Genomic DNA, 11,506 nt, shown 5'->3' with positions numbered 1-11,506 from the left:
AAAACCGGATCAAAGAGGTTGGGTGAGCGTCTCGACGACGTGACGCCACGAGATGTCCGCCGCGCGGTAAGCTTCGCGGCCGCGAAGCCCCGCTTCGGCGGCCTCGCGCGGATGCCCCGCCAGCCAGTCGAGGCGTTTGGCAAGTGCGTCGGCGTCCGGCGTTTCCACCCAGCCTGTCTCGCCGTGGCGAACGAACTCCAACGGGCCGCCCGAGTCGGTGCACGTAATCACAGGCTTGGACGACAGCATCGCTTCGAGCGTGACGTAACCGTAGTCTTCGTCGAAAGCCGGAAACGCGACGGCCAGCGCGCGTGCATAAAACGCGCGCTTTTCGGCTTCGGTAATGTGCCCGATCAGCGATACCCGATCGCCGACACCATGGCGTTCGATCATCGCGGCGAGTGCCTCGCGCTGGCCCCCATCGCCCGCAAGCAGGATTTTCAGCGACGAGCGCATGCGCTGCGCCGCCTCGATCAGTAGCGATTGACGCTTGAGGGTTTCCAGACGACTCGGAAAGAATACGTAGGGCAAGGCCGTTTCGCATCGGAACGACTCAGCTTGCGCCGGTGGATGGTAGAGCGGCGTCGCGGCAATCCGGTTGAAGTCATGCAGCCGCGCTGCAACGCGCCGGGAATTGGCGAACACGCGATTCGCACGCGAAAGCGCGGCGTTATCGAACGCGATCACCTGGTCACGCAGCCGGGTCAGTTCTGCCGACGCTTGCGACGCGTCGTACAGTTCGTAGACGGCACGGTGCTGGTGCATCACCCACGCCCGGTGATCGGGATGCGATAGTCCGTAGCCCGGAAATTGCAGACTGATGACCTGATCGATCGTGACGCCATTGGGGCGCACGAAGTCGAGCGAGGCCGCGTGCTCCATCGCTCGCACGATGTCCTGTTCCGGCGAGAACCGGAACGGCAGGCGCAACAGTTCGACGTCGTGCCCCGCCTGCTGCAATGCACGGACCACGCCGGCAATGTGATATGAAGCGCCCCCGTGCATGAACGGCACGAGGTTGGCTGTCACAAGAATCTTCACGCGTGAACCCCTGCTGCAGCGTGCTTGCGCCCTAGCACCGCGAAGTCCTGCGGACCGCACAAGTGCCCGTTCACGCGCTCCGTGAGCGGATCGTTGCCCGGCACCTTGGCTTCTTCCGGGTAAGGGCTGCTGCGAATGATGTCGATCGCTTCAAAACGGTGATACTTGAGCAGGAAAGAGATCGCGCTCGGCGTAATCGGATTGCGGTGCGTGAAGTCGTGATAGAACGTGTGGCTACCCACCAGCACGTTTTCCGGGTTCGGCGTCTCGAAGAGTACGGAGCCGCCCTCTACCAGCACGCGGTAGCTCTCCTGGACGAGCGCGAACAAATAGTCGAACGGCAGATGTTCGATGATATGAAAGCCCGTGACTGCGGCAACCGAGCCGGTGGGCAAGCTGCGCAGGAATGCGAGTGCGTCCGTGCAACGTGCATTCAGCCCCTGTGCGAGGCACGCATCCACCATCACCCGGTTGACATCGATGCCGATCGCGTCGCGGCCGTGCTGCCGTGTATACGATAGCCACTCACCCCGGCCACATCCGATATCCACGATCTGATGCGCAAGTCCCTCCGCATGCGGCACACACGTTGCAAGCCAGTGACGATAGATCGAGAGTTTTTCCAGCACACTGTCTCGACTACCGCGATTGGCATCTTCGAACGCGAGGTAATAGGCGTCTATGGTTTCCGGCGACACCACAGGCGTGGGTATCAGTTTCTCGTGCATATCGATCATGCGGCGCGACAACTGCTCGACCCGCTGGCCATGTCGCAGCACGACCCCGACCGTATTCTCAAAGCGGCCTCGCCATGCAAGCAGCGAACGCCTGACGAGGTATCGCGCATACAGGCCGTCCGCATATCGTCCGGCACGCGATACGACCGCGCCCAGTCCCGCACGACGCAGCAGATGATCTGCCGCCACCAGCGCCATCACCGCCTTGAACCACACCACCGGCACAGCAGTGCGGCGCCCCTCCGGCGACATCCGCAGCCGCCCCAGCACGACGAGCCGACTGACCCCGCGCGCGAGCTGGCCCGCATAGTTGGCGCGGCCTGTTTCGTCGGCCTCGCGTCCGAGCAGAAGCCGATAAGCGGCACCGACAAACTCGGCATTGTCGACGACGAACAGGCGCTCGATGCCGCCGCTATCGGCAAGATCGGCGGCATCCGGCGCCGGTCCCGATACGCCGGGCGAACGCTGCAGCGCGAGCGCGACGCCTGCGTCGTCAGGAGAAGCATGCGCGGCCGCCTCGGCCTTCACACGCGCAATCAGGTCTTGAAGTACGGCGTTTGTCATGATTCTTGTAACGTGGGTTCTACGAAGTCCCGTACGGGATATTGATCGAAGCGGACCGGCACGTAGCACAGTCCGGAAAACGGCACGTCGCTGAAACCGGCAATCTCGAAGGTCGCGGCGGCGTCCCACCAGTGCTGGCAGTCATGCACGTGGGTATCTTCCGAATGCAATGCGACGGTCACCGTATATTTGCCGGGAGCGAAATTCAGCGGCAGCGAGAAGCGGCAACAGACACTGTCACCCGCCGAAAACTGCGCGTGCTCGCGCAACAGGGCCGTATTGGTGCCGAATACGTCTTGACCGAAACGGTCGCGAATCAGGATGCCCACCGAAAGCTGTACGGTCTGGCTCGACTCGCATTCGAGCTCGATCGTGACCTCTTCTGCGGACGCAAAACGCACGGCCGGTCCGAACCGGTTGGAGAGCACCACTTTCTTGATGCGAGTGCGCAACGCCCCATACGAATCCGGCGTCGACTCATTCCTGTTCGCCTCTTCGTCGTCGACGCCCGCAATCAACCGGTAGTAGATCTGCGCGGCCTCATCAGGCGACCCGTCATAGGCGAGCTTCCCGTCCGAGAGCAAAATGGCCCGATCGCACAGCAGCTTGACCGAATTGATGTCGTGTGACACGTACAGGATGGACCCACCGCTATCGCGGAACTCGCGAATGCGCTTCAGGCATTTCTGCTGGAAACGCGCATCGCCCACTGCCAGTGCCTCGTCGACAATGAAGCAGACCGGGTCAGCGTGAATGGCCACTGCAAAGCCGAGCCGCATGATCATTCCGGAAGAATAAGTCCGCAGCGGCGCGTCGATGAAGCCGGCCAGTTCAGAGAAAGCGACGATCGCTTCGAAGCGTTCCTCGATTTCCGCGCTGCTCATGCCGATCAGTCGCGCGTTCACCGCGATGTTTTCTCGACCCGACAGCCTGCCGTCAAAACCGGTACCCAACTCCAACAGGCCCGCGATACGCCCACGCCGCTCGATCGTTCCCGCATCGGGCATCAGCACACCGCTCACCAGTTTGAGCAGCGTCGATTTTCCGGCACCGTTCTGTCCGAGCACGCCAATCGCCTCGCCCTGTGCGAGCGAGAATGAAATGTCTTCGAGTGCAACGTGCACGCGATGCCGCACCTTTCCAAACAGGCCCTCGACAAGACGATCGGCGGTACGGTTATAGATTTTGAAACGCTTCGATAACTGTTGGACTTCCAGCACCGGCAAATCCTTCTGCACGCTACCCGTCATAACATATCCCTCAATTCGGACTGTAGACGGCGCAGCAGCAGCCGGCTCGCCATAAGACTGACGCACGCGGCGAGAGCGAGCCCGATCAGTTCCTTCGCCGGCGGATACTGATGCCACACGATGATGCCGTGCACCGCATCGATCGCCCAGAAGATGGGGCTCAGGTGCAGCGTTCTTGCGGCCCACGGCGGGAGGATCGAGGCGAGGTAGACGACGGGTGTGAGCCAGAAAGCGAACTGCAGCAGTACATTAAGGACATTCTTGATGTCCGGAATGAATACGTCGAGTGTGCCGAGAATGATGCCGACGCCGTAGGCGAATCCGCTAAGCAGCAGCGCAATGACGGGAAGCACCAGCCATTGCACACCGATCGGGTGGCCGATAATCAACAGGAACACTGCGAAAAACGCCATGGTGATGCCGTACACCACCCATTCCGCAATCACGATATGAAGCGGCATGACCCACAGGTCCACGCTGATCTTGCGGATCAGGTGCGCCTTCGAGCCATAGACAGGCGTAAGCCTGTTCAGCAGGTTGGCGAACAGATTCCACGTGAGAAGACCGCCGATCAGATAGACGGTGTACAGATACGGATCTGCGTCTGCGCCAATTCGTGTGCGCATGAAGCGCGAAAAGACGGTGCTGAACAACACCACGAAGGTCAACGGCTGGATCAGCAGCCACGCGGCGCCGAGCGCATTCTCGCGGTGCCGGTCAATGAGATCCTGGCGCGACAGCAGCAGCACGTGCGCGAGGCTGGTTCTTAATGTATGCATGAACAGATTAGAAATAGCTCCGACGCCTGCGCCGCGCGATATTCTCAGGCGATGATCTGCCGATAAACGGCAAGGGTTTCGTCGGCGGTCCGTTGCCAGCTGAAGCAACGCGCTCGCTCGCTTCCCGCTGCGATTAGCCGCTTGCGCAACGCGCCGTCGTCGATCAATGCCTGCATCGCGTCGCTAAAGCCCTCGACATCGGCAGGGTCGCGCATGATAGCAGCGTCGCCCGCTACTTCCCGTAGCGCCTGTGCCGTCGAGCACAGTACCGGAACGCCGGACGCCATCGCCTCGACGACCGGCAAGCCAAATCCCTCATACACTGACGGATACACCACTGCGAGTGCTCCCGCGATCAGGAGCGGAAGCTCATCGTCGGATACATAGCCTAGCTTGCGGACGAAGCCCTCGCGCAAGCCGTGCTCGAGTGCCGCGTGCAGCGAATGGGTCAACCACCCTTCCACGCCAATCAGAGTGAGCGGATACTTGCGGCGCACATTGGCCGGCAGTCGTGCATGAGCCGCGAGCGCAGTGTGCAGATTCTTGCGCGGCTCCAGCGTGCCCACTGCGGCAAAGTACTGCCCGTGCACGAGGCCGTGACGCGTGAGCACGTCGTGGGTCGCGTGGAACGAATGCGGCCGGAAACGGTTCGAAACGCCGTTATGCACCACCTGGATCTTCTCGCGCGCGACGGGAAAACACGCGTGCAATTCATCGCGCACAAAGTCCGATACCACGATAACTCTTTCGGCCCGCTCCAGAGCCCTTGGAAAGTTCGCCCGCAGAAGGGCCAGGCGAGCGGCCGGATGATACTCGGGATAACGCACCCACGAGACGTCGTGCGCGGTGATCACGGTCGGGCCGCGAAAGCGGAACGGGATGAAGTTCGGATCGTGATAGATCTGCGGGGCACGCTGCCGTCGTATGCCTGAATCGAAACGATACTGTTCGACATGCGGCATGAAACGGTAAATGCCGGGCACGAATCTGCGCGCAAAGCGCTTTGCGTTGCCCGCGACCACCGTGCGCCACGACTTCGCTCCCATCACCTCGGCGGACGGAGCACTACCGCTCCCCTCGCGCGACGAAGACCAATGCGTCCCATAGAAGAACCGCACGCTGTGCCCCCGCTGGACGAATTCGCGGGCGAGATGCGACGCATATTGTCCGATACCGGTCAGCGGCGTGAGTAGCGCACGCCCACCCATCGCAATATCGAGCTGCGCGTCAGAATTATGTTGTTGGAGCATCGACTGCCTGCAATAGGGGATTCTGGAAGCAGCGCAAGTATCCGGCTTGTTTTCCCAAAATGATGTGACGGCCGTCACATTTATCAGGGGCTCGATAGATCAGAATGAGCGCCGTCGCAAGGGGTCGACGCTACGGTGTCGAACAGCTTACAGATCACAATACAGACCAGCCGAGAGGTGTCGCGATCAGCCAGCGCGACAACAGCAAAATGACAAAGAAAGTCCGGGTACCGTCGAACGAGATCATCCAGGCGCTGCTGGGTTACCGGCGCGTATTCCGCACCATCGGTATCTTCAGCATGCTCATCAACCTGTTGATGCTCGTGCCTTCCATCTACATGCTGCAGGTGTACGACCGTGTGCTGCCGAGCCGCAACGGCGTCACGCTGGCGATGCTTTCACTGATCACGCTGGGGATGTACGCGTTTTCGAGCGTGCTCGAGTACGTGCGCAGTTTTATCGTGATCCGCGTGGGCGGCAAGCTCGACATGCATCTGAACAGCCGCGTCTATACGGCTGCGTTCGAAACCAATCTCAAACAGCAGGGGGTCAATGCTGGCCAGTCGCTGAACGATCTGACCACGATCCGGCAGTTCGTGACGGGCAATGCACTGTTTGCCTTCTTCGACGCGCCGTGGTTTCCGATCTATCTGGCCGTCATTTTCATGTTCAACGTCTGGCTCGGCGTCTTTTCGCTGGCCGGCTCGGTGATTCTGATTGCGCTCGCCATCGCCAACGAGCGCGTTTCACGCCGTCCGCTGGCCGAAGCAACCGCGCTGTCGATCCGCTCCAGTTCGCTTGCCACGGCTAACCTGCGCAACGCTGAAGTCATTGAAGCGATGGGCATGCTGCCCAACCTGATGGCACGGTGGTCGGTACTTAACGCCGGTTTTCTGGCGCGCCAGGCTGAAGCCAGCGAGAAAGCAGCGATGGTGGGCAACGTGACGAAGTTCGTCCGGCTGGCCCTGCAGTCGCTGGTACTGGGGCTTGGCGCGCTGCTCGCGATCGACGGCAAGGTCTCGCCCGGCATGATGATCGCCGGCTCCATCCTGATGGGCCGGGTGCTGGGTCCGCTGGAACTGGTGATTTCCGTGTGGCGTCAGTGGAGTAGCGCGAGAAGTGCGTATGACCGGCTCGTCGATCTGCTCGAAAACAATCCGGTGCGCCGTATCGGCATGAGCTTGCCGCCGCCGGCCGGCCGCATGACGCTCGAGGGCGTGAGCGCGGCGGCGCCCGGCTCGCGTCTGCCGGTCGTGCATGGCCTGTCTTTTACGATCGACGCGGGCGATATCGTTGGCGTCATCGGACCGAGCGCCTCCGGCAAGTCGACGCTCGCGCGGCTCATGGTGGGCGTGTGGCCCGCCGCCGTCGGCACGGTGCGGCTCGACGGAGCCGACATCTACCAGTGGGACAAGGACCAGCTTGGACCGCACATCGGCTATCTCCCGCAGGACATTGAACTGTTCGGCGGCTCGATTGCCGAGAACATCGCGCGCTTTGGCCAGATCGAATCAGAAAAGGTGATCGACGCGGCGAAGCTTGCTGGCGTTCACGAGATGATTTTGCGTTTGCCGCAGGGTTACGACACGCTGGTGGGCGACCGCGGTGCGGGGCTTTCCGGCGGCCAGAAACAGCGTATCGGTCTGGCTCGTGCGCTCTACGGTGATCCGTCTTTCATCGTGCTCGATGAACCGAACTCCAATCTGGACGAGACCGGCGAGGCAGCACTCAAGTACGCCATCGAACGTCTGCAGAGCGCCGGAAAGACAGTTGTACTAATTACACACCGCACCAGCATCATTGCGGCGACCACCAAGCTTCTGCTTTTAGTGGAAGGCCAGCTCAGAATGTACGGCCCTACTCCGCACGTGCTCGCAGCGTTGCAGAACGCCCCGGCACAATCGGCCGCCGCACCAACGGCTCAGCCCGATCAACAACAACCTTCCGCCGCCCAAACGGCGGAGTCCACAGTCTGATCCGCAGATTTCCATGTTCAATTTCCCAAGCAAGAAAGCGGCGGTGCCTGCTGTCGAGGTGCTCGGAGCCGCGTTGCCGCCCGTTGTCGATGTCGACGAATCACGCTACGTCAGGCTCGGTTGGACCGTCGTTCTGGTAGGCATCGTCGGATCGCTCGTGTGGGCCGCGTTTGCCCCCCTTAGCAAAGGTACGCCAGTTCAGGGAACGGTCGTCGTTGCGGGCAACCGCAAGACGATCCAGGACCCGACCGGCGGCATCATTCGCGACATTCTCGTGCAGGATGGCGATGAGGTGAAGGCTGGGCAGGTGCTCGTCAGGATGAACGACGTCCAGACGAAGTCGCAGGCCGCCACCATCCGGGCGCAGTATCTGACCGAACTGGCAACCAAAGCGCGCCTTGTCGCCGAGGCGACGAACGCAAAGGACATCGTCTTTCCGCCCGAGCTGATGGATCGTGTCGCGGCGCACGACGAGGAAGCGGAAGACGACGTGAAGCTGCAGCAGCAACTGCTGATTACACGCCGGCTCGCGCTGCAGGCGTCGGTGGGCGCGATGCAAGAGACCATTGCGGGCTATCACGCACAGCTCACCGGTCAGAGCGACTCACAGGTACAACAACAAGCCGAGCGCAAGACGCTGCAGGATCAGCTGGCCGGCGTGCGCGAGCTTGCTGGCGAAGGCTATGTGCCGCGCAGCAAGCTGCAGGATCTCGAACGCCAGGAGGCCGCACTGAACAGCGAGATTTCCCGCCAGGCCGGCAACACCGGACAGCTTGTGAGCCAGATGGCCGAAGCGCACCTGCGCATCTCGCAGTTGCAGCAAGACTATATGAAAGACGTGCGCACGCAGCTCAGTGAAGTGCAGCGCGATACCGAGGCGCTGAAAAGTCGTCTGGCAGAAAGCGAGTTCGAACTTGCCAACACGGAAGTGCGCTCTCCCGTCGATGGAACCGTTGTGGGCGTGAACGTCTTCACCAATGGCGGCACGGTCGCAGCAGGCGCAAAGCTCATGGAGGTGGTGCCGAGCGGCGAGCCGCTGGAAGTTGAAGGCGAATTGGAGGTCAACCTGATCGACAAGGTTCACAAGGACATGCCCGTCGACATGATGTTCACCGCATTCAACCAGAACAGCACGCCGAGAATACCGGGGGTGCTGACCTTCGTCTCCGCCGACCGGCTCGTCAACGATCACACGGGCGCCCCCTACTACCGGGTGCGCGCGAAGGTCACGCCGCAGGGCATGAAACTCTTACGGAATCTGAACGTGAAGCCTGGCATGCCTGTCGAAATGTTCATCAATGCCGGCCAGCGCTCGATGCTGAACTATCTGTTCAAGCCGCTCATCGATCGGTCGCGCACCGCATGGTCGGGGGACTGACGTGCAAGGTGTGCTTATAACCCTGCTGGGTAGCAGGTCGCTCTCGGTTGGCTCGCGCCGGACGACTCGCACCGCCCCACGACTGCGCGCCATCGCGCTTGCGATATCGCTCGGCACTGCGCTCGTTGCGCCGCAAGCGGCGAATGCGCTCGGTCTGGCTGACGCTTATGAGGCCGCGCTCGGCCATGATCCTGTGTTCGCAGCAGCGGCGAAGCAGAAGGAAGCCGATGACGCTAACGTTGCGATTGGCCGGTCGTATTTGCTGCCGAACGTGTCGGCGAATTATTCGAAGTACCGCAATGTGACTGATTCGACAGTTTTTGGCCAGCCGCCCGGCCATCAGGTCTACGGGGCATATTCAGAGGGTGTGTCGCTGCGACAATCGCTGATCAACTTCGAAGGCGTTGCGCGTTACCGCTACGGCAAGGCAACAGCACTGGCTGGCGACGCGACGTTTGACGACCGTAAGCAGGAGTTGCTCGTCCGCGTGCTGGCCGCGTACACGGACACCGTATTTGCTGAGGAACAACTGTTACTTGCCACGGCCCAGAAAAAGGCATTTGACGAGCAGTATGCGGGTAACGTAGCCATGTTCAGTAACGGGGAAGGCACGCGCACCGATATCCTCGAAACAAAGTCGAAGGCAGAGCTGGCACAGGCAGACGTAGCCGATGCGCACGACAATGTCGATAACGCGGCGCATACGCTAGAAGCGCTGACGGGATTGCCCGCTTCGCTGGACATCGCCGGCCTTGACCGGCTTAAGGATACGTATCGACCGGCGCTTCCTACGCCGATCAGCTTCGACGAATGGCGGGAAATTGCCCTTGAGAACAATGCCCAGCTGATCTCTGAACGGCACTCTGTCGAGGCGGCGGAGCAGCAGCTAAAAGTTGTACGTGCAGGTTTTTATCCGCGCGTAGACCTTGTAGCCAGTATAGGAAAAAGCCAGTCCAACACAGTAGATATCATTAACCAGCGTTATTTGACCAAATCCATCGGCGTGGAAATAACCATACCGCTGTATTCGGGCGGACTTGTGCAAGCGTCGTCGCAACAGGCGCAGGCCAACTACGAACGGGCGCAGTTCGAGTTGCAGGACAAGACCGACAAGGTGTTACTTGACCTACGCAAGCAGTACAACGTATGCGTCAGCAGCCTGACGCGAATCGATGCGCTGACGAGCGCGGTGGAATCCGCAACGCTGCAAATTACCGCGACACGCAAAAGCGTGCAGGCCGGCATGCGCACCAACCTGGACGTGCTGACGGCGACACAACAGCTCTACCTGGCCAAGCGCGATCTGGCGCGCGCGCGCTATCAGTACTTGCTGGCCGAACTGCAACTCAAACGTGCTGCAGGGATATTGACGCCTGAGGATCTGTTCGGAATAGCGCAGTGGTTTGTTCCCTCTGCGCAGCTTGCGAACGCCGCCACTCCGATGCCGCTCATACACTGAACGCGAGAACCGTACGTTCCGGTCACGCCGGAAGACGGTTGATGGCAATGCGGCCGCCGATGCGGCCGCATTTTTTTATGGTAATTCGGCAGCTGCCTGTTCGAGCGGCCTTATTGATATCGTCAAGCACAACTGACCTGCGGCGATCTCAATCTGCCGCCCGTGCGCTCTTCCCTCTCTGACCGCGTGACTTTGCGCACTCGCCGCTCAGACCCAACCGCCCTCCCCGGCTTCCCCGAACCGATCTAGCAATTAGTTTGAAGATTGTGCTTGCGGGCACAACCCTGCGTCGGTATCTGCACTAAATTAGGCGACGTCTGGCACGACAACTGAACAGTTCACAAGTCGGCTGCCATGCATTCACCGAAAATTTCTATGACATCCCAGTTAAACAGGAAGGCAAAAGCGGTCCGAAAGCGATACGGCCCCCGACGCTGGATCGTCGACTGGACCATTGAGCCAGCCTCCGAATCAAGCCATGTGAGCTTGTCTCTGTTCGTGGCTGATGAACCGGACGACAGTGTCGGCGTAACGACGACCCGACACTATGTAATGCAGCAGGAGCGGATGGTGGACCTGATCCGTGAGCTCACAGGCGCGCTGGAACACTCGCATGCGAGCCGGGCGCTCGAACAGCAGGCCCTGGCGGCCGGCTCAGATGGCGCCGCGGAACATGCTTCCAAGTCCGACGCGACTGAGAAGGACGCACCCGAGGCATCGAGCCACTTCTTTCTCGGCGCTTATGGTCTCGTCGGTAACTAGCATTGCATCGCGGGCGATTTTGTTAAGCCATTGTTTCTCGCGTTAACGCCGTCTGTTAGCTTCCAGCCCTGCCCGGTTCTACCGGATGATTTTCTGTCGGCGTAGCGACCATCAGCCGGTATCCGGCTGCGGTGCCTTGCGCGCTGCGACCACACATTGCCCCCGGCGGCCCAGGTAGGAGAAAGGCTGTTCTGCTTCGGTGATGTGCCGGGCGATTGGATTTGACGCGCAGTCGGAAATAGTCACGACGCTTCGAAATGTGATAGCCGTCACAGTTCGTCTCTGCGGGATAGGTTATCGTCCCTTTGCC

The 11,506-nt window shown here is 60.7% G+C and carries 9 protein-coding genes; 4 read left to right on the top strand and 5 right to left on the bottom strand.

The genetic code is table 11. From position 1 onward, the window contains the following. Nucleotides 1–9: 9 nt before the first annotated feature. Genes ABQJ48_RS16690 through ABQJ48_RS16670 form a run of 5 tightly spaced genes read right to left on the bottom strand, consistent with a single transcriptional unit; the run spans nt 10 to nt 5,621 of the window. On the bottom strand, nt 10–1,041 hold the full coding sequence (locus ABQJ48_RS16690) for a glycosyltransferase family 4 protein (RefSeq protein WP_367839113.1): 1,032 nt from the start codon (nt 1,039–1,041) through the stop codon (nt 10–12). Next, entirely contained in the window at nt 1,038–2,342 is a 1,305-nt protein-coding gene (locus ABQJ48_RS16685; RefSeq protein ID WP_367839112.1) for a methyltransferase domain-containing protein, read from the bottom strand. The genes ABQJ48_RS16690 and ABQJ48_RS16685 overlap by 4 nt, the downstream gene beginning before the upstream one ends. After that, nucleotides 2,339–3,592: an ABC transporter ATP-binding protein gene (locus tag ABQJ48_RS16680; RefSeq protein ID WP_367839111.1), complete on the bottom strand. Its 1,254-nt coding sequence runs from the start codon at nt 3,590–3,592 to the stop codon at nt 2,339–2,341. The genes ABQJ48_RS16685 and ABQJ48_RS16680 overlap by 4 nt, the downstream gene beginning before the upstream one ends. Continuing rightward, nucleotides 3,589–4,371, bottom strand: a complete 783-nt coding sequence (locus ABQJ48_RS16675; protein ID WP_367839110.1) for an ABC transporter permease — start codon at nt 4,369–4,371, stop codon at nt 3,589–3,591. Before ABQJ48_RS16675 ends, ABQJ48_RS16680 begins: the two co-directional genes overlap by 4 nt. 44 nt (nt 4,372–4,415) lie before the next feature. Continuing rightward, entirely contained in the window at nt 4,416–5,621 is a 1,206-nt protein-coding gene (locus ABQJ48_RS16670) for a glycosyltransferase family 4 protein (RefSeq protein WP_367839109.1), read from the bottom strand. A 209-nt stretch (nt 5,622–5,830) separates the two neighbouring features. Here ABQJ48_RS16670 and ABQJ48_RS16665 point away from each other — a divergent pair, with 209 nt between their 5' ends. The 4 genes from ABQJ48_RS16665 (at nt 5,831) to ABQJ48_RS16650 (ending at nt 11,196) form a co-directional block, all read left to right on the top strand. Continuing rightward, on the top strand, nt 5,831–7,597 hold the full coding sequence (locus tag ABQJ48_RS16665; RefSeq protein ID WP_367839108.1) for a type I secretion system permease/ATPase: 1,767 nt from the start codon (nt 5,831–5,833) through the stop codon (nt 7,595–7,597). Nucleotides 7,598–7,610: 13 nt separating this feature from the next. After that, nucleotides 7,611–8,975 carry an HlyD family type I secretion periplasmic adaptor subunit gene (locus ABQJ48_RS16660; RefSeq protein WP_367839107.1) on the top strand — a complete coding sequence of 455 codons (1,365 nt, stop codon included), beginning with the start codon at nt 7,611–7,613 and terminating at the stop codon, nt 8,973–8,975. Between the two features lies 1 nt (nt 8,976). Then, entirely contained in the window at nt 8,977–10,434 is a 1,458-nt protein-coding gene (locus ABQJ48_RS16655) for a TolC family outer membrane protein (RefSeq protein WP_367839106.1), read from the top strand. Between the two features lie 480 nt (nt 10,435–10,914). After that, nucleotides 10,915–11,196, top strand: a complete 282-nt coding sequence (locus ABQJ48_RS16650) for a hypothetical protein (protein ID WP_367839105.1) — start codon at nt 10,915–10,917, stop codon at nt 11,194–11,196. Nucleotides 11,197–11,506: the final 310 nt, after the last annotated feature.

This window comes from Paraburkholderia suaedae (assembly GCF_040812055.1).
Taxonomy (GTDB): Bacteria; Pseudomonadota; Gammaproteobacteria; order Burkholderiales; family Burkholderiaceae; genus Paraburkholderia.
The sequence above is the reverse complement of the archived record's forward strand: the minus strand, read 5'-3'. Positions and strand labels throughout refer to the sequence as shown.

What these genes read in the sequence shown, in the direction of transcription:
- ABQJ48_RS16685 (WP_367839112.1), bottom strand. Translation starts at nt 2,342, where the DNA reads ATGACAAACGCCGTACTTCAAGACCTGATTGCGCGTGTGAAGGCCGAG.
- ABQJ48_RS16680 (WP_367839111.1), bottom strand. Translation starts at nt 3,592, where the DNA reads ATGACGGGTAGCGTGCAGAAGGATTTGCCGGTGCTGGAAGTCCAACAG.
- ABQJ48_RS16675 (WP_367839110.1), bottom strand. Translation starts at nt 4,371, where the DNA reads ATGCATACATTAAGAACCAGCCTCGCGCACGTGCTGCTGCTGTCGCGC.
- ABQJ48_RS16670 (WP_367839109.1), bottom strand. Translation starts at nt 5,621, where the DNA reads ATGCTCCAACAACATAATTCTGACGCGCAGCTCGATATTGCGATGGGT.
- ABQJ48_RS16665 (WP_367839108.1), top strand. Translation starts at nt 5,831, where the DNA reads ATGACAAAGAAAGTCCGGGTACCGTCGAACGAGATCATCCAGGCGCTG.
- ABQJ48_RS16660 (WP_367839107.1), top strand. Translation starts at nt 7,611, where the DNA reads ATGTTCAATTTCCCAAGCAAGAAAGCGGCGGTGCCTGCTGTCGAGGTG.